The following is a 23,896-nucleotide window of genomic DNA, read 5'->3' as shown; positions in this document are numbered from 1 at the left end:
TCTTGTCTATGTCGATTCCTGTTGAAAAAATAAAGCACGAACATCCCAAATCCCGTATTGCCACTAAGCAAAGACGGCCCGTTCAAGTCAGGGATGATCGCAAAGCCTATGTCAAAATTTACGTATGGGAACTGCCTGTACGTATCTTCCATTGGATCAATGCAGCTACGATTCTAATCATGATCATTACGGGCATCTATATCGGCAATCCGTTCCTTGGGTCGATTGGCCAAGAAGAAGCTTACTATTCTTTTATCATGGGCTGGGCACGGTACATCCACTTCTTCGCGGCTTTCATATTTACCGCTAATTTGCTTGTTCGCTGGTACTGGGTGTTCAAAGGCAATAAATACGCGACTTCTAATCCCGCCCAAAAAGCGTTCTGGGTCGAAACCTTCGAAACGCTGAAGTTCTATCTGTTCTTGCGCAATCGGAAGCCGCATTATACGGGTCACAATCCGCTTGCACAATTGAGTTATTGGATTTTTATCGGGGCTGGCTCGATTCTTGCGATGATCACGGGCTACTATTTATTATTCGAGCCTCAGCCGGAGTCATGGTTTGGTCAAATGTTTGCTTGGGTTCCGATGATTTTTGGCAGCAGCTTCACGATCCGTTCTTGGCATCATTTGGTCGCGTGGGCATTTATTATTTTTATCGTGATTCATATTTACATGGCTTACCGTGAAGATTGGATTGAGCGCAATGGCACAATGAGCTCGATTTTCACAGGCTATAAATCCGAGAAAAAGCAGGCGATTGAACCACATGACAAACAATCCGAATAATGCGATGAGTTCAGAACAATCCCTTCACCCATCCATTCTTGTTCTTGGGATTGGGAACACGCTATACAGCGATGAGGGTGTAGGTATTCACGTACTTCCACTACTTCAAGAACGTCTAGCAAAGTACGATCAAGTGGAAATTCTGGAAGGTGCGACAGACGGCATTCGTTTGCTCGGTCCTGTAGAGGACACTGACCATCTACTTATCATCGACGCAATCAATGGCGGGAAAGAGCCGGGGTCGATTTACAGTGTAAAGGATAATGCGATTCCTGCTTATTACGGTGTCAAAATGTCCGTTCATCAAGTCGGCTTCCAGGAAGTGCTGTTCGCAGCACGAATCCGCGAGCGATTGCCCGCCCATATGGTGATGTTCGGCGTTCAGCCCGAATCATTGGAATTTGGCATCGGCTTATCTGATACCGTAACGTCTGCTCTACAGGGCTTAATAGAAGCAATTGAAGATCAGGTGAAGGAATGGATTATCCATGATAAATAGACGTGATTTTTTCAAAGTAATGGGAGATTCCTTAGCCAAGACGTTTAAGGAAGTCATGACCCCAATTATCGAGCATGACATTAAGAAAATAGATCGTGTTGCAGAGACCTTCAGCGGTGTACGCTTCTCTCCTGTTGCCATGCCCAAAGAGGGGGCATCGTTCGATGAAGTGAACATTCAATCTGAACCGATCATCCTGCTTCTTCACAACGGTGGATACCAAGCTTGGAGTCGAAAATGCAAAGTATGCGGACAATTGCTGCATTATTTGGCGTATCAGCATTGCTTTAAATGCTTTGCATGCGACCATGAAGCTTCGCTTGCTTCACCTGACCCATTCACAACGTTACCGACCAAAGTCGATAACGGACAATTATTCGTAGGCATCAAGGCACAAGAGGGTTCAAAATATGCATGAATTAGCACTGATGGGCGATATTCTGGCTTTGGTTGAAACAGATGCAAGAAAACGCGACCTGGCGACTATAAACAGCATCACGCTTGTAGTCGGCGTACTCAGCAATGCGATGCCGGACGCACTCATGATGGCATTCGATATGTTCAAGGCACAGCAGCATACGATGCTCGCTGATACGGCAGTGCTCGAAATTCAAGTCGAGGAAGCAAGCGCCTACTGTCCGCATTGCGGCATCACTTATGCACCTGTTCATCGTATTGCGATATGTCCGGATTGCTCACTGCCAGGCGGGCAATTAACGGCAGGACAAACATTTCAAGTCGAAGCTTACGAAGGGAGCTAGAACAGATGAGAATTACACTGAATGAAGAGGTCCTAAAAGATAACAATACAGCCGCTGCACATAATCGCGAGCATTTTATAAATAGCAAGACACTCGTCATCAATCTGATGAGTTCACCAGGCGCTGGCAAGACGACACTGCTGGAATCTACGATCCAAGCTCTGGCAAGTCGCTATCGGATTGGCGTTATCGAGGGAGATTTGGCAACAGAACGCGATGCGGATCGAATTCGGGCACTGGGTGTGCATGCTGTTCAAATCAATACACATGGCGGTTGCCATCTGGATGCGCGTATGGTTGCCAAGACACTGCCAGAGTTTCATTTGGATGATTTGGATATTCTTTTTATCGAAAATGTGGGTAATCTGGTCTGCCCTTCAGGCTACGACCTCGGTCAGCATCATAAGGTTGCTGTGCTCAGCGTACCTGAAGGCAATGATAAAATTCCTAAATATACAACGATGTTCATGCGGACGGAGCTTGTGCTGCTGAACAAAATTGATCTGCTGCCTTATTTGGATTTCAGTGTGGAAGAAGCAATCAAGGACTTGGAAGCGATACAGCCCAAATCATCTTTAATCACGTTATCAGCAAGAACAAGCGAAGGAATGGAGCAGTGGTTCGAATGGATCGACAACGCCTTTCAAGCCATGCAAGATCATCAGTCCTAATCGTCGTTAAAGGAAGAGTGCAGGGTGTCGGATTTAGGCCGCATGTCTATCAACTAGCGGAAGAAAACGCCATTATGGGGGAAGTACGAAACAGTCTGAATGGGGTTCAAATTATTGCAGAAGGTGACAGGGTGAACCTGGAACAGTTCATCCATCACCTTACTGCGCGTTCGCCACAGCTTGCGAAAATAGACAAACTTGAAGTGACCGACATTCCATTCGTTGGTTATACCTCGTTCACGATTATGGAGTCACAGCATAATGGTGCATCCGAGCTGATGATCCCCCCGGATATTGCAGTCTGTGAAGAATGCCTGCAAGAAATGAGAAATGCGAATAGTCGCTACTATCGATACCCTTTCATCAACTGTACGCAATGCGGGCCTCGCTACAGTATTATCCGCAGCCTGCCTTACGACCGCATGTCAACATCCATGCGTGACTTTGACATGTGCACCTACTGCAAGGAGGATTATGGCAATGTTCGGAATCGCCGATTCCATGCAGAGCCTATTGCCTGTAGAAGATGCGGTCCTCGGCTCATGCTAACTGATACAAGCGGGAATACAATCGCTTCTGGTGAAGAAGCAATTACGCTCTCGAAGCTGCGCCTCAAGCAAGGGGCAATTATCGCCGTTAAGGGCATTGGCGGCTACCATCTTGCTTGTGATGCGTTTAGCAGTAAGGTCGTTCACCTCGTTCGGCAGCGCAAACGGCGTCCAAGCCGCCCACTCGCCGTAATGGCTAGCTCGCTTGCCATATGTGAGATGCTTAGTACGCTTACACAAGCTGAACGTGAACTGCTTACTTCACCTCAGCGTCCTATTGTCGTAACACGTCTTAAAAGTATGCACGTGCTGCCGACTGAGATCACACCGCATTTGGAAACAATCGGCCTTATGCTGCCTTATACACCTTTACATCATTTGCTGCTCGAAGACTGGGATTTACCTTGTATCGTCATGACGAGCGCGAACTCCTCTGGACTTCCCATTCTCTATCAGGATGAGGAAGCATTGCCTTATCTAGCGACAATTGCAGATTGCATTCTCACTCATGACCGAGAAATTGAGAATCCAATTGAGGATTCGGTTGTGCAATGGAAGGAGGATAGGATCGACTTCCTTCGCCGTGGCCGCGGATATGTCCCTGATCCTGCTTTAACAAGTGTGAACGTGGATGGCATCGTTGCTCTAGGCGGTCAGCAAAAGAATGCAGTTGCCTTCGGGCGTGGCAATCAAATATTCCTCGGTCCACCCAGTGGTGACTTAGGAAGCTTAGAGATGGAGCAGTACGCGCGAAAGCAATATATGCATTATTCACAGGTGCTTGGTATTACACCTCATATCGCAGCTGTAGATTTGCATCCTGGGTATAACACGTTAGCAGCAGCTGACAACTCCAAACTTCATATCGAATATGTTCAGCATCACCATGCGCATCATGTCTCCTGCATGATCGATAATGAAGTAAACGAGAGCTGCTATGGTCTCATCTTGGATGGTACGGGCTATGGGACAGATGGTTGTATCTGGGGATTCGAGCTGCTATATGGCAATGCAGCAAGCTATGAACGTCTGGGTCATTTGCGATATACACCGCTGCCAGGAGGGGAAGCGAGCATTAAACAGCCTTGGCGTACTGCTGTAGCCATGGTGCTGTCGCTTTTGCCAGACAAAGGTGAAACGTTATTGCGTCTTCGCTATCCAGATAAGGATTATGAAATCAACTTGATTGGCAGAATGATTCAGAAGAATGTGAACGTTCCCTTAGCAGGAACATGCGGACGATTATTTGATGCCGTCAGCTCACTGTTAGGACTGTGCGAGGTCTCAACCTATGAAGGAGAAGCAGCTATTCTATTAGCTGAAATCGCATCATTCGGTGATAGAGAACGAATATCTGCATACCCTTATACGATCACAGTAAAAGATGGACTGCTGGAAATCGATTTCTCTCGCATGTTCGAGAAATTATTAAAAGATATTCTACACGGCATGCCCACCCAATCGATCGCTTTACGGTTTCATGAAACGGTGGCTAAGGCAGCTGTACACTTGCTGCTTCAAGCACATGAAGGGAACCCAATGCGAAATAAACAAATCGTGCTGTCAGGTGGCAGTTGGCATAACCGCAGCCTGTCTGAACGTATTCGTCATAAGTTAGAAAAGGCAGGGTATACCGTACTGTTCCATCGGGTAGTTCCCTGTGATGACGGGGGAATTGCGCAAGGACAGCTAGCAATCGCCGCACAAGCTGCTGCTTATAGATCTAATCAAGGAAGAAGTGATATGTCATGTGTGTAGGCGTGCCTGCGCAAGTCATTGAAATTGACCAATTTGCCGCTATCGTGGATGTCATGGGATCGCGTATGCAGGTTGGCATCATTTTTGTACCCGAAGTTGAGGTTGGACAATATGTCATCGTCCATGCTGGTCAAGCAATGTCAATTATAGATGAAGACTATGCGCGAGACAGTCTTGAGGAATGGAGGCGGCTAATTGATGCAAGAGCTGCTGAAAGCACTCCATAGCCCTAAGCTAAGCCAAGCATTATTGCAGCAAGTCATCGAGCTTGCGGATACCTTCACTGCTCGTTATGGGCGTAAGCCTGTATTCATGGAAGTATGCGGTTCACATACGATGGCACTTGCCCGTACCGGACTAAAGAATCGATTAAAGCATCATGTGACGCTCGTCTCTGGCCCTGGCTGCCCGGTATGTGTGACGGATCAGCAATCCATTGACAGTATGATCGCACTCGCAGAAGACGAGAATCGGATCATTTGCACATTTGGCGATATGATGCGTGTACCCGGCAGCCAGAAGACACTGATGGGTGCCCGAACCGAAGGCAAGGACGTCAGGGTCGTCTATTCCCCTACGGATGCGATCACAATTGCGATGCAGCATCCGGATCGTGAAGTGATTTTTCTCGGGATTGGATTTGAAACAACGATTCCAATTCTTGCTGTTGTTTTGAAAGAGGCGCAGGAACGTGGATTAAGCAATATCTCGATGTGGGTGAGCACTAAGCTGCTGGAGCCGATTCTCCGCCATTTGTTAGACAGTGGAGAGGTAAAGATCGATGGATTTCTTCTCCCTGGACATGTCTCCATTGTACTCGGAGCAGCGCAGTATCAGTTTTTGACAGACGAATATGGAATTTCTGGCGTGATCAGCGGGTTCGAACCGCTGCAGATGGTAAGCAGTCTGTACCGTTTGCTGGAGCTCACGATTAAAGGGAAGGTAGAGATCATCAATGATCTGACCAGCATTGTCGGGGAACGAGGAAATAAGGTTGCTCAGCAACTCATGGAGACTTACTTCACCCCATGTGACGAGGAATGGCGTGGAATCGGCACCATTCCAAGCAGTGGGCTTGCAATCCGTGAGGAATATCGACACTTAGATGCTAAACACAAGTTCGATGTGCCCAACATCAAGCCTCGCAGAACCCAATGCCGCTGTGGCGAGGTGATCCGTGGCGTGATTGCACCTCCCGAATGCCGCCTATTCGGCTTAGCCTGTACACCCGTTCAGCCCATCGGACCTTGCATGGTTTCAGCCGAAGGCACATGCGCCGCATATTATGCTTATACGAGGGAGGATTAGCGCATGAATGGCAGAATAACACTTGCGCACGGAGACGGTGGAGAACAGGCACATCGCTTGATTCAAGACGTGTTCATTGCCGCCTTCGGCGATTCTTCCGCTCCTATGATGGATGCAGCGATTCAGCCAGTTTCCGGTGCGAAGCTTGCTGTCACGACAGATAGCTTCGTCGTACAGCCGATCTTCTTCCCTGGCGGCAATATTGGCAAACTTGCTGTTGCAGGCACGGTGAACGATCTGATCGTCAGTGGTGCAGAGCCGCTTTACTTAACCTGCGGATTCATCCTGGAGGAAGGATTTTCGCTGAAGGAATTACAAGTTATTGTTAAATCAATGGCAGAGGAAGCAGCCAAATCGAATGTTCGAATTGTTGCGGGCGATACCAAGGTAGTCGAGAGAGGCGCTTGCGACGGTATTTTCATTAATACAACGGGTATCGGCGTTATTCGGGAGGAACGGCAACTGCATCCGACTGCGATAACTGAAGGTGACAGCGTAATCGTCACAGGGACGATTGGCGATCATGGCGTTTCCATTATCGCTGCGAGGAACGAGCTAGGTTTGCGTACGGATGTGCTTTCAGATTGTGCATCCTTGACGGCTATGCTCAGCGATGCGCTCATCAGCACATCAACGATCCGCATTATGCGGGATCCAACCCGTGGCGGTCTCGCTACCTCACTCGTCGAAATCGCCGAAGATTTCGGTGTGACTGTAGAGTTGGACGAAGAGGAAATCCCTGTTCGTCCTGATGTACAAGGTGCTTGTGAGCTGCTCGGCTTCGAACCGATCTATCTGGCAAACGAAGGGAAAGCCGTCATCATCGTCAGCCAATCCGAAGAAATGCAGTTGCTGGAGACGCTGCGTCGCCATCCTGAGGGGGCCAATGCTGCCGTTATTGGACGTGTAACCAACACAACCAAAGGGCAACTGCTGCTCAGAACCGTCTTCGGCTCATCACGCAGACTGCATCGACTATCAGGTGTGCTGCTTCCGAGGATTTGTTGATTACCGTAGGTGTATGTAGAGTATTGTAAAAAAGAATTGTCCTACATATAATGAAAATATCAATCTTATTTAGCTCTGATGCTTTAACATCAGAGCTTTTTTAGATATAGAACTTGTATCGCTAGCATCAAATGCTAGTCCAATCACAGCTCGCAACAACTGAAATGGAGCGGACTCCGTAAACAGGAAAGTTTATTTATGTAAGCTAGATTACTTAGTAATGTCTACAAAGCCTTCTCCAAAAACATCACGTACATCATGAATTGTGAGGAATGCGTCTTTGTCGATCGTTCGAACAATTTTCTTAAGAGTGCTCACTTCCTGTTTGCTAATGACAATATACAGAATTTCTTTCGGCAGCTTGGTATAGTGGCCATATCCATGCAAGACTGTAACACCGCGGTCCATGACGGCACTAACTTCCTCGGCAATTTTATTCTGCTCATTAGAGATAATAGTTACCGCCTTCTTGGCATTTAAGCCCTCAATGATGAAATCCATCACTTTCGTCCCAATATAGAGCATCGCAATCGTAAACATTAAGCTTTGCGCACCAATAATGAAATACGAGGAAAAGGCTACGATCAGATCAAAAAAGAGGAGTGCATAACTTACATTCCAGTCTAAATATTTATTCATAATCCGAGCCAAAATAGTAGACCCTGCTGTGGTTCCGCCGACGCGAATAATCAAACCAATACCTACGCCAGCAAAGACACCACCAAATATCGCGTTAATCATTATTTCGTCGGAAGCAATATGCCAACTCTCTGTTAAATACAAAAAGAGCGAGTTGAATGCAACCGCAATAATGGTATAGACTGTCGTATTCTTATCCAGAAATTTATAACCAATAATTAATAAAATGGAATTCAGTATTAGGCTTACGAGCCCTGGCGACCAGCCAAAAAGATAATAAGCAATGATCGTGACCCCCGTAACTCCACCTTCACCTAAATGATTTGGAATTACAAACAAATTGACGGCCAGCGCAAAAATAAGCGATCCTACTATAATCGTAATTATGTCTAAACTTCGTTTTTTCATCCTTTTGTCCCCTCTTGTTGTCGACTTTCTTATCTTACATTGTAACTAGACGATAAACAGACTGTCTAGATGGACAGTCCGAATCTATATAATAATCCATATTCTTCATCTTTTTGAAGGAAAATATCAACGAGTTTTATAACGAAAGGGCCACTCCTGAGTCCTAAACAGACTTTTGGAACAGCCCCTGTTCTTAATTTGAATCCTATATTTGTTTCATTGCTGCATCAAGCAGTTGAAATGCTTCCATTAGCTTTGATTTCGGAAGGTCCGTATAACGATCCCCAATACTCACTTCAAAATAACAGCTTGATTCACTTGTAGGTCTCAGATTACCCGTTAAACCAATACCTGTTGCTTCATAAATGCTAATGAGCTGCGGTTCAAGCTCCTCTGCAGATACGTTAACATGCACATGGAACATATTCGAAACAGGCTCAGCAGGTATGGTCCTGAATCCATAGCACTGATTATATCGCGAAGCCAAGTCTTTAGCGCCTTCATAGTACTGCTGCATCCTGCCAACTCTTTGTTCAAAATAATAATCCGAACTGATTGTATAAGGGTATAAACTGATCAGATCGCCGCCATGTCTTCTTTTCCACACTTTGGATGTTTCTGTAAATTCAGATTCCCCTGCAAGAATTGCACCTGCAATGCCGCCAATTCCTTTATAGAAGGATACATATACACTGTCAAAAAGCGAACAAATTTCGGCAGCCGTTTTCTGATAATACGGTGTGATTTCAAAAAGTCTAGCTCCGTCCATATGCAGCTTGATCCCTCGTTCACGACAAAATGCAGAAATCGCTTCAAGCTCGGAATAATCCGGCAGTTGCCCGCCAATCTCCCGCTGTGGTAACTCAAGAAGCAAGCAAGCGACATTCTCGTCCAACTGCTCCACATCATCTAATCGAATCAGTCGATCTGTATCTGCTAGTAATTGCGCTTCGATATGATGCAGCTCTTTCAAACCGTCCTTCTCATGAATTTCGAGATGACATAATGGATGATAGGCAACTTTAGGGGAGTTCTTCTGATCACACCAAATGCGAAGCGCAATTTGCTGCGCCATCGTTCCACTTGGGAAAAACACAGCCGACTCCTTGCCTAAATATGCTGCCATCCGCGCCTGAAAATCCTCGATTACATGTCCTGTTCCATACATATCGCCTGCTAGATTGGCATCCACCGATTCTAGTGCTCTCTTCAGCTCCTGGACAGTTCTCTTGCTATGCCCAGCCACGGGATAAGATGCTTGTTGAAATGCTTGAAGTAAAGTTTGATTAGTACTCATTGTACATTCATCTCCTTAACGTTCATTTTACCTATATGTTCGATGTCGCGATTATCTTGAAGTATAAACAACTTTTCTTGAAACGGTTGCAAGAGTCTCATAATTTCGGGTTTACTTCTAACATCATATTGATAGTTCCACTGATACATTCGCTTTAGCATACTCAAGGATTGCTTGTAGTTTCCCTTCTTCAGCCCTAGCCGCTCAACCACATATCGTTTAAGAATCCGATAGTTTCTTGACCAAATAGGTGTATCCAAATAAATGATCAGCTCCGCTTTCTCAAAACTCGCTTGAACCCATTGATGATGTACGCCTTCTACAATCCACTGATCCGAAGTGATGATCGTGTGCAAAGTTGCATCTCTAACTTCTTGAGAATTTCTTACATCCCCATTCGGCGTTCTTAGCCAAACCACATTATCCAACTCATAATAAGGTATATTGAGTCTACTTGATAACGTTCTAGCTAAAGTAGATTTGCCGCTGCCAACAGAGCCAATAATATGAATCTTGTTTAGGATTTGGTTCATGTGCATCCCAACCTTTGTTATGGCTAAATTTACATATCAACTAGCAGTACCCCTAATTTCATTAAACAATGGTTAAGTGCAATATTCAACCTTTGGTGCAGCGTGAGGTAGGAAGACCGTTTTATGAAATTCAGATGGTATAACTCTGTATCTATCATACGAAAGAGGCGATCTGAATGAAATACCCTTATCCAAGAAAACTCGTCATGTGCCCTTAAAATATGAATTGGGTTGGATCCATAAATATCATTGACAAATGAAGGTGCTTGAGATAATTTATAATTGACCGAAATTATATATTATAGTCATTAAAAACCAAGGAGAACCCCTATGCCTAAAATAGTACACGAAAATGAAAAGCAACGAATGAAGGATTTGATGTTTGAAAAAGGTGTTGAGTTAATCAAGCAAAAGGGGATTAAAAAAGTTACCGTTGAGGACATTGCCACGGCAACAGGGATTGGTAAAGGTTCATTCTATTTGTACTATGATTCCAAAGAAGAACTGCTTTTTGATATTTTAAAGCGTTGTGAGCGTAACTCTTTTGAACGAATTGAAGCATTAAAAAAAGAGAATTTAAGCAAAAAAGAAAAAGTGGTAAAGGCAGCAAAAGAAATTTACCTTGCACCAGATAGTATCATTTTATATGTTACCCCAACTGACTTTGAAAGCCTTTTGCGTAAACTTCCTAGCGAAGTATACGAACAAGAAAAAAAGAAAGCAGCAGACTACTTTAAAAGAACAACAGAAATTTTTGAAATTGACACAGATGTATGTGATATCCATGTGTTATCGCAGCTTATGGACGCGCTTAGCTTTGTATCCTCCAATACGAATAATTTCTATTCTGACGGTAGACATCAAGCCTTAGATATATTGGTAACAGTCATAGCTGAATACATGGCAGGAGAATCACAATGATGAAGATTGTCCTATTGATCGTAGGTGTTGTACTAATTTTATTGTTATTGGGGCTAACCTGTTTGCTATTTGCGAAAAAAAAGCACAAAAATAGAGTAGCCATTACAACTTCTGATGGGGTTGATTTTGGAGAATACGTTACAATTGGCGGTATTCAGCAATTCTTATACCATCGTGGTGAAAACATCAATAATCCAGTTATACTTTTCTTGCATGGCGGGCCCGGCTCACCTATGCTGCCATTTGTGCAGGATTTCCAATTACCTTGGGAGAAGCATCTTACTGTAGTTCACTGGGAACAGAGGAATAGCGGTAAAACCTTTTATAAAAACGACCCAACCAAAGTAGCTCCAACGACTACAATTGAACAGCTTGTTGCGGATACTCATGAGGTTGTCCTTTATTTGAAACAGAAATATGTAAAAGATAAGATATGGATTGTTGGACACTCTTGGGGCAGCCTTTTGGGGAGTTTGTTTGTTCATCGACACCCACAATTAGTTCTAGGCTATATCGGCGTCGGGCAACTTGTCGATATGTTGGAAAATGAGCAAATTGGCTTTGACAAAGCATTAGAGTGCGCCACTGCTGCAAAATGTGATAAGGATATTCAAACATTACTGTCACTAAAGCCGTACCCTGTCCGCAAATTTGATAGTGAAATGAAAAATAAACTTTCAAAACTTCGTAAGGTTCAGGGGAAGTATAAATTGGCAGCAAGTCCTACAGCTAAACTGGTCTATTCTGCGGTAACATCACCTTTTTATAGCATAAAGGATATGCGGTATATGATTCTTGCCGACATAGACGGTATTAATCATGGTCAACAGCTGATATTCCAAGAACTATTTGAATCATTCGATCTGAGATCAGTGACCACAAATTATCAGGTACCTATGTTTTACATACACGGCACAAGTGATTGGCAGACGCCTTATTCAATTGCAGAAGAATATTACACTACAGTTGTTGCGCCTCAGAAAGGCTTTTACCCAATAATTGACGCAGGCCACGCTTCCATGCTGGATAAACCCATTGATTTCAGCAATGCCCTCCTGTCAATTATAAGGAGAGTTGACGCGGAGGTTCTGTAAATACAAGGTTTAGCGATTTGGATTAGGGCCAAAAGACATGAAAAGACGCAACGGAATTGTGACATTCCAGTGCGTCTTTTGCATGGTAACCCTGCTGCTCGAGCTTTATATTTAGCTAATTCATTTAGTTCGTTCTTAATTTCCTTCTGCTTCCCATCGCGCGATTTCTTCACGGACTCGAGGCGCAACCTCTGTGCCTAGCAGTTCAATTGCTCTCATGACATCTGCGTGCGGCATCGTGCCGAGCGGCACATGCAAGAAGAAGCGTGTAATGCCTACATGCTTGCGAAGATGAATAAGCTTCTCGGCGATTAACTTAGGATCGCCTACATATAGCGGTCCGTCAAACTTGCACGCAGCATCATATTCGGAGCGTTGATAAGGACTTTTGCCCAGCTCACGAGCTCTGGCATTCTTGTATGCATATGTAGAAGGGAAGAATTTCTCGATTGCCGTCTGTGTATCGTCTGCTATGAATCCGTGGGAATGTGATGCAATAGGCAGCTTGGATACATCATGTCCTGCCTCTGCTGCTGCTTGCTTATAAAGCTGTACAATCGGAGCAAATTCTAACGGATTTCCTGCAATCATTGCAAGTGCAAGCGGCAGTCCTAACTTGCCTGCGCGAATGACGGATTCTGCTTTCCCGACACTACCGATCCATACGGGTAAAGGATTTTGAACTGGACGCGGATAAATACCTAGATCAGGAATAGCTGCCCGATGCTTCCCGGTCCACGTAACTTTCTCGGACTCCCGTACTTTTAACAATAAATCAAGTCGCTCTTCAAACAATTCATCATAGTCTTTCAAATCATATCCGAATAAAGGGAACGACTCAATAAAAGTCCCCCGACCTGCCATAATCTCCGCACGGCCGTTTGATATGCCGTCTAATGTCGCAAAATCCTGAAACACACGGACGGGATCAAGAGCTGAAATAATCGATACTGCACTCGTCAACCGAATCTTGCTTGTCCGACTTGCAGCTGCAGCGAGGACAACTGCAGGTGATGAACCCGCAAATTCGCTGCGGTGATGCTCTCCCACACCATATACATCCAATCCTACTTGATCCGCAAGTACGATTTCTTCAATAACCTCTCTTAGCCGCTCTGCATGGCTGATCGTCTCTCCTGTTTCTACATCAGGCGTTGTCTCTACAAACGAACTTATACCAATTTCCAATCTATTCCCCTCCTAATTATATACGCCTAGGATCATCCACTATGCAAACCAAGCAGTTTCTCATCCCTTTATCTTCTGGAGTTGTAGAAGGTATTATGCAACAAGAAGAAACGGTTTCACCGGCCTTAAAGGCGGGTGCGTTTCTTAAGGTATTACTTAGAATTTATGATACGAATGTTATAAATTCTATAATACACAAAAAACCTTATGCCATTACGCATAAGGGCCATAACTTTATTTTCTTAGTCTATGTACTTGTTACAAATAACCTCATGCGAAACATTGCATAGGAGATGATTAGCCTTCATTTCCACAAATACAAACGTTACCATAAGTTCTGCTACTACTGCAAATAAACTAATCAATCCGTTGTTTCGCGTCTCTTGAAAAAGGAAAATTCGACATAAAGTCGAATTTCTTTGATATGAAGATACGATTAATGAAAAAATCTACCGTGAAGCTTATTGTTACAGTGCTATTGTTTATTAGTGTACTCCTTGGGATGCGATGGGTATGGTCTGAAATGTTTGCATCAACTGATAGCCTGCGTGCAGTTAACGGGGTACTTGACATGCGTGGTAGGGACTTAGGATTATCTCCCACGATCCCATTGAAGGGGGAATGGCAGTTCTATCCTGACCAATTCATTACTTATGAGGACATTCCGACATTAGATGTTCAATCCCGCAATATTCAGGTTCCAGGAGATTGGAGTCATGCGCTGTCAGATAAATCCACTTCTTCCTATGGTTCGGGAACTTATCGATTAAAGATTCTAGTCGATCCTTTGAAAAAGCCAGTTACTTTGTGGGCACGAAGCATACAGGCAACCTCTTCAATCGAAATTAACGGGATCTCTGAAGGGGCAATAGGTACGTTAGCTGCGAATGCTGCAGCCTATAAACCCAGAAATATCTCCTATACCGCTTTTTACGATAAGGACGGTACGCAAGAGCTTGAAGTGCTTGTTCAAGTAGCGAACTTTGATGATCCTTATAATGGAGGGGTCTTGCGTTCAATTCGCTTTGGGTCCTCGGATGCGATCGATTATGTACGTTGGTATTCCATTGGCTTTCAGCTTGTTACGTTCATCGTACTGTTCATTCATGGCCTGTATATTGGAATCCTCTATTTATTTAATCCTCGAGAGTGGTCTTTGTTCACTTTCGGTTTTCTGATACTGTCAGTTGCGATATCAATTGTTGCGGGTCATGACAACCTGCTCATGCTATGGCTCCCGCTCAATTATACATGGGGACTAAAGCTCAAACTCATTTCTCTTGTATCGCAAACCTTTATTACTTTTCTTCTAATCAGAAAATTCGCTGGAGGTCCTTCCAAGGACAGATGGATACGGATTTATTCCGTGGCACACATTGCATATACAGCGTTTTTACTTGCTGCGCCGGCTGCATGGGTCAATGCAACAGTTGATTTCGGGATATTTTATATTTTCCATTTTTTACCTGTCATTTTCTTTATTTATTATATAGGAATCATGATCTTCAAGCAGCAAATAGGAAACGACGCTGTCTTCGTTCTGCTAACAGCAATAAGCATAATGTCGAATTTTCTCTGGAGCCTGTGGAATGCCTACAATGATGTGACAGTCGTCTACTATCCATTCGATATTATTGCAGCGATTATTGGTTTTTCCACCTACTGGTTCAAACAATACTTCCGTAATGCGAATGAAAGAGCCTTATTGACGGAGCAGCTTAAGCAAGCCGATAAGCTCAAAGATCAATTTCTCGCGAATACATCGCATGAACTGAGAACGCCCTTGCATGGCATTATGAATATCGCTCAGACCGTTGTAACCAAAGATAGAGAGAAGATGAGTGAACGCAGCGTAAAAGACATGGAGCTTCTGATCACGATTAGCCAGCGTATGTCTCATTTGCTCGGTGATCTTCTTGATGTTGCGCAGCTTCAGGAGCATCGTATTGCGCTTCAACAAGAGCCTCTCAAGATTCAATCGGTTATCCCTGGTGTCATTGCCATGCTGAAATTTATGACAGAGGGTAAACCAATTGACCTGCGCATGAATATCGCAGAATCGATGCCACTGGTCATGGCTGATGAGAAAAGACTTGTCCAAATTGCATATAACCTCTTGCATAATGCACTCAAATATACGGAAGAAGGAACGATCTCAGTCTCTGCTGAAATTCGAGATGGAGATGCCATCATTCACGTCTCCGACACAGGCGTCGGGATGGACGAGGAAACGCAGGCGAGGATTTTCTTACGATACGAGCAAGGATCTTACGGTATAAACGATGGAAGTGGAATTGGACTAGGATTAAACATTTGCAAACAGCTAGTGGAATTGCATGGTGGTACTTTGACCGTGTGTTCCAAGCTGAATAAGGGTTCTGTTTTCAGTTTTAATCTGCCATTGGCGGATATGTCGAATTATTCTACATTATCACATAATTCTCTTGCAAGCCACGAAACAAAAGAGGAAGCTAACCATAAGTCAAATCAATTTCTTATTCCGGATACGGCATTTGAAGAAGAAGTGGCAGCAGCTGAATTGATCCCCTCTCTCTTAAATGAAGGCAAGGCCAATATTCTTGCGGTTGATGATGACCCAATTAATCTGAATGTGCTCACAGGCATTCTGTCCACAGAGCCCTATAACATCATGGCAGTAAAATCTGCCCGTGAAGCATTGGAATTACTCGGTACACAGCAATGGGATTTGCTGATTGCCGATGTCATGATGCCGCATATGTCTGGTTACGAATTAACACAGCAGGTACGAGAGCGTTACTCTGTGTCCGAGCTTCCCGTTCTGCTCTTAACTGCGCGTAGTCAGCCTGCTGACATCTACACAGGTTTCTCATCGGGAGCTAACGATTATGTAACAAAGCCTGTAGACGCAATTGAACTAAGATACCGGATTAGAGCATTAATCACGCTCAAGCAATCAATCAATGAACGCTTACGGATGGAAGCTGCTTATTTACAGGCACAAATTCATCCCCATTTTCTATTCAATACGCTGAATTCGATTATGGCACTAAGTGATATCGACACAGAGAAAATGCAAGATCTAGGCGATGCCTTTGCCTCTTACTTGCGGATTAGCTTTGATTTTCTGAATACAGGGGAACTCGTCAAGCTGTCCCATGAGCTAGAACTTGTTAAAGCCTATTTGTATGTTGAAAAAGAGCGATTCCAGGACAGATTGTCGGTCATATGGGAAGTGAATGCAGACCGAAGCTTGCTGCTCCCTCCGCTTTCGATCCAACCGCTGATCGAGAATGCTGTCATTCACGGTATCCTCAAGCAAAGAAGAGGCGGCACCGTTCGTATTCAGATTACGAAGCAGGAAGGCTTTACGCTTGTTGAAGTACAAGACGACGGCCAAGGTATGGACCCAGATAAAATCAATCAGATCCTGAGCCCAACGTTGAAGAATAAAAGCGGTATTGGAATCTCCAATACGAACCGACGCTTGATCCAGTTGTATGGTCAAGGCTTGTCTATTATAAGTAAACCGAATGAAGGAACCACCGTGTCGTTTATTATTCCAGATCGTCAGGTTAAACAAGCTACTTAATGGAGACAACAGAATGACCAATTCCAATTCAACCAATCGTGTATTACATGCTAGCAGCAACCAGTTCTACTGGGAAGGACAAGGGCAGCTTTCTCTCAAAAGCTTCCGCAATGGAAAAGCCCATTACAAGACGAATAAAGGCTTCTTCGCTGTTGAAGAAGGCAGCTACCTGCTGCTGAATCAAGGCACGTATACTATTTCAATCGATGAGCAAGTGGAGATTGAATCGTTCTGCCTTTTTTTCAAAGATGGATTTGCCGAAGAAATCTACAGCACCATGATCAAATCAACGGATAAGCTTCTAAGCGATCCTTATAAGGAAACCGATGCTATTCAATTTTTTGAGAAAACTTATTCTACTAGCCCTATGCTAGCTTCGCAGTTAACGACATTCAAAGAGAAGCTAACGGATCTTGAGAAAGGCTCAATCGGTTATGAAGAGCAATTTCACCAGATTATGCAATCGATAGTGAGTAGTCATGTTGAAACCTTGAAGGAAGTCGACACCTTAAGTTCAATTCGCTATTCGACACGGGAAGAGTTATATCGAAGAGTAAGTATCGCCCATGATTATATTCGAGCATTCTATGATAAACCGATCCAATTAAATAAAATTGCGCAGGTAGCTTGTTTATCGCCAAACCATTTATTGCGGTCTTATCAGCAAATATATGGGATGACTCCTCACCAACATATTTCACAATATCGGCTATATCGAGCCAAACAGCTTCTTGCGCAATTAGATTTCAGTATGACGGATATTACATTTGAGCTTGGATTTCATAACCCTGCATCTTTCAGCAAGATGTTTAAGCAGCATGTTGGCATTTCTCCGCTTGGGTTTAGAAAAAAAGTGATTTTGGATAAGAAACGATGACGGAATTGTTTTATACTGGTGATGAAAAGATATTTGAGAGGGGAAATTATCCATGGAAACGAATCGGATTCACAAAATTGGACAAATCGCAGTACCTGTCACAAATATAGATAGAGCTGTACAATTTTATCAAGGCAAACTGGGACTCAATCTATTATTTCAAACCGATCGCATGGCATTCCTTGAATGTGGCGGACTTCGTATCCTACTAAGCCTTCCTGAAAAGGAAGAGTACGCGCGTGCCAGCTCTGTCATATATTTTCAAGTGGAGAATATTAAGAAGGCTTACGAAGATTTACGAGAGCAGGATGTTACGTTCATCGACGAGCCTCATATCGTTGCCAAAATGGGACAAACCGAAACGTGGATGACCTTCTTTAAAGACACTGAAGGCAATACGCACAGTTTAATGAGTGAACAGGAAGCTTAATCGTAGACAATTAAGGAAAATATTAGTACATTCAATTAGGGAGAAGTATTAGGCTTCTCCCTATTTTAATTATAAGGGGGGGGTTATGAGTGAATTATTTGAGAAGTGCGACTTTAGGTTTAATAAGTTTGATAATGTATGCCTTTGTTGATCTATTAGAAAAAATAATTCCGAAGGTCCTATTTGCCTATCTTCTAGCTAGTAAAGTTGACTTTTCTGGTGATAGCTTTTATATAGAGTTTTCATCTGTAAAAATACTTTTCTTGTGTTGTACAGCTGTATTTGGGATCCTTTCCGTTTATTTATTTATCGTAGCTCTAAGAAAAAAGAGTCTGTAAATCAATTTAATTTGATTGGTTATTCTCTTCCTTATAGAGTTTAAATAACAGCATATAGAATCCGATGCTGATGAACGAAAATATCAAGATAATCGTTAATATCCCCATTGGCGCCACCCAACTAGAGAGGAAAACCGTCATAGGCGCTATGAATTTCGCGATGGTGTACTGTAAGCTATCAGCTCCCATGTACTGCCCCCTTGCATGTTCAGGCGCATAGCGACTTATAAAGCTCTGTGTAACCGGAGATCGCACAATCTCGCCAAAGGTAAAAACAATTGTCACGATAAACAAATACCATATATTCGTGTACAGCCCAATGGAGAATGTACCTAACCCCGCCAGTAATGAGGATAGAATAAAGATATTTCTCTCATTCCAATTGCGAAACCACCGTGTTACGGGAAGAATGAACAAGACGAACAGCAGACCGTTTAACCCCAGCAACCATCCAAAGATTTCGGTACTGGTCAGTATGAACGGATGGCCATTCCATGTGAATAAAGCTTGATCAGGGACATGATGGATTACGTATACGGGCAAGTATAGATCCAATTGCATAATGGGAACTAGAGCAAAAACCCCTGCTATAATATAGACTAAGAACACTTTATCACGAAAAATAATGCCATATCCCTTCCACTGTTCCATGAATAGACGGGGGATTGAAATGGAATCTCTCGAACTCTTGGCTGAACGTGGCAGCGTTTCATGAACGATGAAATAAATAGCGATAAAGTACAGCAATAAGACCAGCGCGCAAGTCCAGAGCAGCTGCTGGCGATACTGAAAGAAGAAAATGGCACCTAAAGCAGGACCGAGCACAGCGCCGATGTTATTCGCTGTCGTGAATGTCGCAAAAATCTGACGACGATTATGCGCAGGAACCAGGTCGGCAACCATTGCGGTACTCGCTGGCCGATAGATCGCCCCTCCCAGCCCGATGCCGATGAATGCCAAGTAATCAATAAGGTGGGATGGCGACATCGCAAAGCATACGAACATCATCGTTTGAAGCGAAGCGCCTAGCAGCATCACAGGGCGTCGACCTAACCGATCGGCTAAAGCCCCTCCAAGCAAACTTCCGATAATGCTGAATATCGGGGGCACGGTCATCAATATGCCTGCAATATGATTGCCGAATGCCGAACTGAAATAGACCGTTATAAACGGGAAGTACATCCAGAACAGCATGTTGAACAAAGCTTCTCCGATTAACCGAACTCTTAAATTGTGATCCCATAAACGTATTTGCACAAAGACCTCCATATGTACTGTTGGTTTCCCGGCCAGGTATATAAAATATAGAGCAACTACGCGCAAAGATATAGACTTATAATTTTGATTATTATATACTAATAATATGGAAGCTGATTATACCTCGGTTTCATTTAAATGACCCACAAATCGAACATTTGTTCCGAAATAGTTAAGACGCCCTTATGGAGGCGTCTTTTTTGATGCAAGATTCTATTTCTCAATCGGGATCAGAATCGTAAATTCAGGATCTTGGTCGTAAGGGTCCTGCTGCATCGGATATTCTTCAAAATGCGTTACATCCCCTTGATGAACCTTATATCCCTCCTGCTCGATCCAAGCATAAATATTGTTATAGGACTTATCGATGCTCTGTCCTTTGGTATGCTCGCATTTGGCATAGGTTAGGCTTGGAACCTCAATCGTCACCATTCCGTCTGGAATATCCTCGATTTGTTCTACGGCAACTACGGCATAATGTGTAAATCCCGTATCCGTCATATGATACGATAATCCAAGAAGCTTGTCCGGATTCAGAACATGCTTGATTTCTTGAACACGCTTCTGCATTTCAGTATGAATGACGCGAATTTCTCCTGCACCCGCTCCTGCAAACGTCCCTTCCCACTTTAACCCTACTGCTTGAAAAGCTTCTCTCGCAACAATCATCGAATCATTCTTCTGCTCCACTAATATCGCCCCTCCATAACCCTATAGATATGAGTACAACCTTATTATACAATGATATTGTGACAGAATCTGTCAGAGATTAATAAGGTTAGGTGAAATAATTGACCAAAACACAGCGCTTAAATGAGGTTATGGTACGTATATACGAGAAACAAAAGTTTACAGTGGATGAACTTGCAGAAGAGTTCCACGTATCCTATCGAACGATGCTGAGATATTTGCAGGAGTTAAGCGGAATGGGAGTACCCTTATACTCTGAGGTAGGCAAGCATGGCGGGTATAGTATCTTAAAGAGCTCCTCGTCTCGCAAACAAACGAATTCTTTTAAAAGAGTTATTAAGCCTATGACCCATATCGTAGGTGTTGAATTTAAAGCACCATTTACAGCAGTATATATGGCCAAGGTCCGTCTTCCTCTTATGTGGCAGGAACTAACGAGCAGGGAAAATCAAATTATAAATCCTGTACGTAAAGGAAGTCGAATTGGCGTTTATTTGGGGAGAAAGCATATTTACCATTATATCGCCGGAATTGAAGTTACTAGCCCTAAATTACCACCTGAGGACATGGTGAGCATTACATTACCACCAAGAGAGTATGCTGTATATAATCATTCGGGTGAAACAAGCCGAGCTGAAATCGATGAAACGTATTTCTTCATGCTCGACAAACTGCGCTCACAGGGGTTAGACCACGATCCCGAAGCCTACACGCTAGAAACATTCCAATCGGATCGCTTAAATGAAGTATCGATTTACATACCGCTAAAATAATGTATTGCTCAGTATCCCTTACATCAATTATCTTATAATTTGTAATCATTCATATACTTTCAGTTCTAGGGGGTAATCAGATATGAAAGTTTCAATAGAAGAAATAAGCCTAGATCGGGAAGAGGAAATTCTCATCAGATGCCATGAGGTTGATGCGGAGATTCACGAAATAGTCGATAAGCTGACAATGGACCATCTCATCATACTTGGATATCATGAAGACCATGTTCACCGCATCAAGCTTAGTGATATCTATTATTTCGAAGCAGTTGACGGTAAAGTTTTTATGTACAGCAAGGATCAGGTTTACGAGGTCAAACAAAAGCTTTATGAGTTAGAGGAATTATGCAACGAACACAAATGCTTTCGTGCGTCCAAATCGACTATTTTAAACATAGCTAAAATAGCCCATATTCATCCATCCATTAGTGGTAGATTTGAAGCGGTACTCGATAACGGGGAACGTATTGTTATCTCTAGGCAGTATGTGCCTGTGCTTAAAAATAGGCTTGGATTATAAAGGGGGCATAATTTATGAAGCGTTCAGAATTTATAAACGGGATGATCAAAGATTTTTTTATCATCTTCGGGTCCATCATCATCATTATTACGATTCTACGGCAATTCTTTTATCCTGACATGGCCTTTAATTTAAATTCAATTTATCTCATCATGATCTTTTCGCTGATTGGTGCTTTAACGGGATTCATTTTTTATACGCCAGACGACATTAGTGAGAAGAATATGCGGATTCGAATCGTCATTCATTTTGTTGCTCTCGAAATCATATTAATTTCCCTTGCCAGTATCATCGGTGTTGTGGATAGTGCCTCAGGTATCGTCATTTTGGCGGTAGAAATTGCGGTTATCTATTTCATCGTCCGTCTGCTATCATGGCAGAATGATAAACGAGTAGCCAGCCAAATCAACGATAAACTTATGAAATTCAAAAAAGACAATTGAGTGTATTCCAAACAAAATTGTAATGCAGCAAATGCCTGCCATAGCGTATGAAGCGGTAAGTTTTTTATAACTTATCGCTCTTTTTGTATTCTTTTGATGCAACTTACCCGCCTATAGATACAGCTTATTGATTTTCTATATACATCGTTTCATCCATTTTCTAAGATGAAGTCAGAAGAAACTAGTATAAGAAAAAAAGGAGTCGAAACTATGGGTATGTTCATTTTTTTTATCACTTTAATTCTGGAAATTGCTTTGGTCATCTACTGTGTTGTAACGAAGCAATATCATAGACAGTTAAGAAATTGGGTTCGAGTGAGTACATGGATTGCATTTATTCTTCTTACCCTCACATCGGTGATCGTATGGAGTTTACGTTGGGTGCTGCTAGGTGTCCTGCTCACTATACTCGCAGTAATCGCAACCATTTCACTTATTCGCCGTAATCAAGCAACGCCCGCAACCTACAAAGTCTCCCGTATTGTTCGAAATGCCATTATGATGATCATAGGTCTGACGATTGCACTTGCACCAGCAGTTGTATTTCCACAGCATAAAGCGCCCAAAGTAACGGGTAAATATGAAGTTGAAACAGCCACTTTCACGTATGTTGACGAAAATCGGATCGAAGAATTTACCGATACGGGGAAGAACAGATTCGTTAATGTGGAATTCTGGTATCCCCAAGATGCCAAAGAAACGTATCCATTATTGGTATTCTCACACGGGGCATACGGTATTAAGTCAAGCAACACCTCTACCTATACGGAGCTTGCAAGCCACGGTTATGTAGTCGTTTCAATCGATCATCCCTATCATTCCTTTTATACCGTTTCAGATGACGGGACTAGGACCATGATCAGTTCAGAATATATGCGGGAATTCAATGATTCTAACAAAGATGGTATTTACACAGTCGAAGAACTATACGCACTCTTTCAAAAATGGATGAAACTACGAAAAGACGACATGAATTTTGTAATCGATACGATTCTGAGGAAAACCAAAACTGACAATAACCCCATTTATCAGCATATCAATACAGATAAAATAGGTGTGTTCGGGCACTCGATGGGTGGTTCAGCCAGTGTATCGCTTGGCAAAGAGCGTAAGGATATAAGTGCAGTTGTGAATATAGATGCCCCATTCTTTAGTGAGCTTGTTTATGATCCACAGCTTCATGATCTTGCAGCCAGTGGCGAAGCCTATACGACCCCGCTCCTCAACATTTATTCTGACGATGTTTGGGTACAGCTTGGAAAAAACTCTTCTTATGCGGCAAATAACGCCTGCGATAAAAACTGCAAAGAAGCCTATACCGTTTATTTTGAAGGAGCTAAGCATTTAAGCCTGACCGATTTACCGCTTTTCTCCCCTATGCTCGCAAATTTCTTGCAACGTGGCAAAGCCAACATTGATCCATATGACTGTATTGAAACGGAAAATACGCTTATTCTTCAATTCTTTGATGATAAGTTAAAAGGGATGGGGAGCTTTGCAGATACTGCTGATGTCTCTTCCACTCGAATAATCCATTCGCCAATTAATTGATTAAACAGTTGTTGCTGCTCAATTT

25 protein-coding genes are annotated in these 23,896 nt (G+C 43.2%); 19 read left to right on the top strand and 6 right to left on the bottom strand.

Going from position 1 to position 23,896, the window contains the following annotated elements:
* Window positions 1-8 precede the first annotated feature (8 nt).
* The 9 genes from cybH to hypE are packed head-to-tail and all read left to right on the top strand — an operon-like array spanning window position 9 to window position 7,341.
* On the top strand, window positions 9-788 hold the full coding sequence (gene cybH, locus E0485_RS08945; protein WP_132417679.1) for a Ni/Fe-hydrogenase, b-type cytochrome subunit: 780 nt from the start codon (window positions 9-11) through the stop codon (window positions 786-788).
* A complete protein-coding gene (locus tag E0485_RS08940; protein ID WP_235857495.1) occupies window positions 769-1,287 on the top strand; it encodes a HyaD/HybD family hydrogenase maturation endopeptidase in 519 nt (172 codons plus the stop codon). The genes cybH and E0485_RS08940 overlap by 20 nt, the downstream gene beginning before the upstream one ends.
* Window positions 1,277-1,705, top strand: coding sequence for a hypothetical protein (locus E0485_RS08935; protein WP_132417678.1), 429 nt, complete (start codon window positions 1,277-1,279; stop codon window positions 1,703-1,705). Before E0485_RS08940 ends, E0485_RS08935 begins: the two co-directional genes overlap by 11 nt.
* Complete coding sequence (locus E0485_RS08930; protein ID WP_132417677.1) at window positions 1,698-2,048, top strand: hydrogenase maturation nickel metallochaperone HypA/HybF; 351 nt, start codon at window positions 1,698-1,700, stop codon at window positions 2,046-2,048. Before E0485_RS08935 ends, E0485_RS08930 begins: the two co-directional genes overlap by 8 nt.
* Window positions 2,049-2,053: 5 nt before the next feature.
* The gene (hypB, locus tag E0485_RS08925) at window positions 2,054-2,719 is read left to right on the top strand and encodes a hydrogenase nickel incorporation protein HypB (protein WP_132417676.1); all 666 of its coding nucleotides are present in this window, start codon (window positions 2,054-2,056) and stop codon (window positions 2,717-2,719) included.
* Window positions 2,674-5,025: a carbamoyltransferase HypF gene (gene hypF, locus E0485_RS08920; protein ID WP_132417675.1), complete on the top strand. Its 2,352-nt coding sequence runs from the start codon at window positions 2,674-2,676 to the stop codon at window positions 5,023-5,025. Before hypB ends, hypF begins: the two co-directional genes overlap by 46 nt.
* Window positions 5,016-5,252 carry a HypC/HybG/HupF family hydrogenase formation chaperone gene (locus tag E0485_RS08915; protein WP_132417674.1) on the top strand — a complete coding sequence of 79 codons (237 nt, stop codon included), beginning with the start codon at window positions 5,016-5,018 and terminating at the stop codon, window positions 5,250-5,252. Before hypF ends, E0485_RS08915 begins: the two co-directional genes overlap by 10 nt.
* Complete coding sequence (gene hypD, locus E0485_RS08910) at window positions 5,224-6,333, top strand: hydrogenase formation protein HypD (RefSeq protein ID WP_132417673.1); 1,110 nt, start codon at window positions 5,224-5,226, stop codon at window positions 6,331-6,333. The genes E0485_RS08915 and hypD overlap by 29 nt, the downstream gene beginning before the upstream one ends.
* Window positions 6,334-6,336: 3 nt before the next feature.
* Window positions 6,337-7,341, top strand: coding sequence for a hydrogenase expression/formation protein HypE (gene hypE, locus E0485_RS08905; RefSeq protein ID WP_132417672.1), 1,005 nt, complete (start codon window positions 6,337-6,339; stop codon window positions 7,339-7,341).
* A gap of 210 nt (window positions 7,342-7,551) precedes the next feature.
* Here the strand turns inward: hypE and E0485_RS08900 are convergent, their stop codons facing one another.
* From E0485_RS08900 to E0485_RS08890, 3 genes are all read right to left on the bottom strand, one after another.
* Window positions 7,552-8,388 (bottom strand): YitT family protein, encoded by an 837-nt coding sequence (locus tag E0485_RS08900; RefSeq protein WP_132417671.1) that lies wholly within the window; start codon window positions 8,386-8,388, stop codon window positions 7,552-7,554.
* 205 nt (window positions 8,389-8,593) lie between these two features.
* Window positions 8,594-9,685: a threonine aldolase family protein gene (locus E0485_RS08895; RefSeq protein ID WP_132417670.1), complete on the bottom strand. Its 1,092-nt coding sequence runs from the start codon at window positions 9,683-9,685 to the stop codon at window positions 8,594-8,596.
* On the bottom strand, window positions 9,682-10,218 hold the full coding sequence (locus tag E0485_RS08890) for an AAA family ATPase (RefSeq protein WP_132417669.1): 537 nt from the start codon (window positions 10,216-10,218) through the stop codon (window positions 9,682-9,684). Before E0485_RS08890 ends, E0485_RS08895 begins: the two co-directional genes overlap by 4 nt.
* A gap of 330 nt (window positions 10,219-10,548) precedes the next feature.
* Here E0485_RS08890 and E0485_RS08885 point away from each other — a divergent pair, with 330 nt between their 5' ends.
* Window positions 10,549-11,139, top strand: coding sequence for a TetR/AcrR family transcriptional regulator (locus tag E0485_RS08885; RefSeq protein WP_132417668.1), 591 nt, complete (start codon window positions 10,549-10,551; stop codon window positions 11,137-11,139).
* Window positions 11,136-12,233, top strand: coding sequence for an alpha/beta fold hydrolase (locus E0485_RS08880; RefSeq protein WP_235857494.1), 1,098 nt, complete (start codon window positions 11,136-11,138; stop codon window positions 12,231-12,233). Before E0485_RS08885 ends, E0485_RS08880 begins: the two co-directional genes overlap by 4 nt.
* A 135-nt stretch (window positions 12,234-12,368) precedes the next feature.
* On the opposite strand, the gene E0485_RS08875 is transcribed toward E0485_RS08880, so the two are convergent.
* The gene (locus E0485_RS08875) at window positions 12,369-13,421 is read right to left on the bottom strand and encodes an LLM class flavin-dependent oxidoreductase (RefSeq protein WP_132417667.1); all 1,053 of its coding nucleotides are present in this window, start codon (window positions 13,419-13,421) and stop codon (window positions 12,369-12,371) included.
* A gap of 41 nt (window positions 13,422-13,462) precedes the next feature.
* Between E0485_RS08875 and E0485_RS08870 the strand changes: the two genes are divergently transcribed.
* From E0485_RS08870 to E0485_RS08855, 4 genes are all read left to right on the top strand, one after another.
* Entirely contained in the window at window positions 13,463-13,711 is a 249-nt protein-coding gene (locus E0485_RS08870; protein WP_132417666.1) for a hypothetical protein, read from the top strand.
* Window positions 13,712-13,860: 149 nt separating this feature from the next.
* Window positions 13,861-16,992 carry an ATP-binding protein gene (locus E0485_RS08865; RefSeq protein ID WP_235857493.1) on the top strand — a complete coding sequence of 1,044 codons (3,132 nt, stop codon included), beginning with the start codon at window positions 13,861-13,863 and terminating at the stop codon, window positions 16,990-16,992.
* Between the two features lie 13 nt (window positions 16,993-17,005).
* Entirely contained in the window at window positions 17,006-17,869 is an 864-nt protein-coding gene (locus tag E0485_RS08860; RefSeq protein ID WP_132417664.1) for a helix-turn-helix domain-containing protein, read from the top strand.
* 52 nt (window positions 17,870-17,921) lie between these two features.
* Window positions 17,922-18,299, top strand: coding sequence for a VOC family protein (locus tag E0485_RS08855; protein WP_132417663.1), 378 nt, complete (start codon window positions 17,922-17,924; stop codon window positions 18,297-18,299).
* A gap of 344 nt (window positions 18,300-18,643) precedes the next feature.
* On the opposite strand, the gene E0485_RS08850 is transcribed toward E0485_RS08855, so the two are convergent.
* Window positions 18,644-19,894: an MFS transporter gene (locus E0485_RS08850; protein ID WP_207910950.1), complete on the bottom strand. Its 1,251-nt coding sequence runs from the start codon at window positions 19,892-19,894 to the stop codon at window positions 18,644-18,646.
* A gap of 213 nt (window positions 19,895-20,107) precedes the next feature.
* Window positions 20,108-20,584 (bottom strand): GyrI-like domain-containing protein, encoded by a 477-nt coding sequence (locus tag E0485_RS08845; RefSeq protein WP_235857492.1) that lies wholly within the window; start codon window positions 20,582-20,584, stop codon window positions 20,108-20,110.
* A 101-nt stretch (window positions 20,585-20,685) separates the two neighbouring features.
* Between E0485_RS08845 and E0485_RS25895 the strand changes: the two genes are divergently transcribed.
* The 4 genes from E0485_RS25895 (at window position 20,686) to E0485_RS08825 (ending at window position 23,871) form a co-directional block, all read left to right on the top strand.
* Window positions 20,686-21,357 carry a GyrI-like domain-containing protein gene (locus tag E0485_RS25895; RefSeq protein WP_132417660.1) on the top strand — a complete coding sequence of 224 codons (672 nt, stop codon included), beginning with the start codon at window positions 20,686-20,688 and terminating at the stop codon, window positions 21,355-21,357.
* An 82-nt stretch (window positions 21,358-21,439) separates the two neighbouring features.
* Window positions 21,440-21,877, top strand: coding sequence for a LytTR family DNA-binding domain-containing protein (locus tag E0485_RS08835; RefSeq protein WP_132417659.1), 438 nt, complete (start codon window positions 21,440-21,442; stop codon window positions 21,875-21,877).
* A 14-nt stretch (window positions 21,878-21,891) separates the two neighbouring features.
* Entirely contained in the window at window positions 21,892-22,320 is a 429-nt protein-coding gene (locus E0485_RS08830) for a DUF3021 family protein (protein WP_132417658.1), read from the top strand.
* Between the two features lie 210 nt (window positions 22,321-22,530).
* Entirely contained in the window at window positions 22,531-23,871 is a 1,341-nt protein-coding gene (locus tag E0485_RS08825) for an alpha/beta hydrolase family protein (RefSeq protein ID WP_132417657.1), read from the top strand.
* Window positions 23,872-23,896: the final 25 nt, after the last annotated feature.

The organism is Paenibacillus albiflavus (assembly GCF_004344915.1).
In the GTDB taxonomy this organism is placed as follows: domain Bacteria; phylum Bacillota; class Bacilli; order Paenibacillales; family NBRC-103111; genus Paenibacillus_AM; species Paenibacillus_AM albiflavus.
This window is presented reverse-complemented; position numbering and strand designations above follow the sequence as displayed.

Coding starts and splice junctions, on each gene's coding strand:
- cybH (WP_132417679.1), top strand. CDS start 9: ATGTCGATTCCTGTTGAAAAAATAAAGCACGAACATCCCAAATCCCGT.
- E0485_RS08940 (WP_235857495.1), top strand. CDS start 769: ATGACAAACAATCCGAATAATGCGATGAGTTCAGAACAATCCCTTCAC.
- E0485_RS08935 (WP_132417678.1), top strand. CDS start 1,277: ATGATAAATAGACGTGATTTTTTCAAAGTAATGGGAGATTCCTTAGCC.
- E0485_RS08930 (WP_132417677.1), top strand. CDS start 1,698: ATGCATGAATTAGCACTGATGGGCGATATTCTGGCTTTGGTTGAAACA.
- hypB (WP_132417676.1), top strand. CDS start 2,054: ATGAGAATTACACTGAATGAAGAGGTCCTAAAAGATAACAATACAGCC.
- hypF (WP_132417675.1), top strand. CDS start 2,674: ATGGATCGACAACGCCTTTCAAGCCATGCAAGATCATCAGTCCTAATC.
- E0485_RS08915 (WP_132417674.1), top strand. CDS start 5,016: ATGTGTGTAGGCGTGCCTGCGCAAGTCATTGAAATTGACCAATTTGCC.
- hypD (WP_132417673.1), top strand. CDS start 5,224: ATGCAAGAGCTGCTGAAAGCACTCCATAGCCCTAAGCTAAGCCAAGCA.
- hypE (WP_132417672.1), top strand. CDS start 6,337: ATGAATGGCAGAATAACACTTGCGCACGGAGACGGTGGAGAACAGGCA.
- E0485_RS08900 (WP_132417671.1), bottom strand. CDS start 8,388: ATGAAAAAACGAAGTTTAGACATAATTACGATTATAGTAGGATCGCTT.
- E0485_RS08895 (WP_132417670.1), bottom strand. CDS start 9,685: ATGAGTACTAATCAAACTTTACTTCAAGCATTTCAACAAGCATCTTAT.
- E0485_RS08890 (WP_132417669.1), bottom strand. CDS start 10,218: ATGAACCAAATCCTAAACAAGATTCATATTATTGGCTCTGTTGGCAGC.
- E0485_RS08885 (WP_132417668.1), top strand. CDS start 10,549: ATGCCTAAAATAGTACACGAAAATGAAAAGCAACGAATGAAGGATTTG.
- E0485_RS08880 (WP_235857494.1), top strand. CDS start 11,136: ATGATGAAGATTGTCCTATTGATCGTAGGTGTTGTACTAATTTTATTG.
- E0485_RS08870 (WP_132417666.1), top strand. CDS start 13,463: ATGCAAACCAAGCAGTTTCTCATCCCTTTATCTTCTGGAGTTGTAGAA.
- E0485_RS08865 (WP_235857493.1), top strand. CDS start 13,861: ATGAAAAAATCTACCGTGAAGCTTATTGTTACAGTGCTATTGTTTATT.
- E0485_RS08860 (WP_132417664.1), top strand. CDS start 17,006: ATGACCAATTCCAATTCAACCAATCGTGTATTACATGCTAGCAGCAAC.
- E0485_RS08855 (WP_132417663.1), top strand. CDS start 17,922: ATGGAAACGAATCGGATTCACAAAATTGGACAAATCGCAGTACCTGTC.
- E0485_RS08835 (WP_132417659.1), top strand. CDS start 21,440: ATGAAAGTTTCAATAGAAGAAATAAGCCTAGATCGGGAAGAGGAAATT.
- E0485_RS08830 (WP_132417658.1), top strand. CDS start 21,892: ATGAAGCGTTCAGAATTTATAAACGGGATGATCAAAGATTTTTTTATC.
- E0485_RS08825 (WP_132417657.1), top strand. CDS start 22,531: ATGGGTATGTTCATTTTTTTTATCACTTTAATTCTGGAAATTGCTTTG.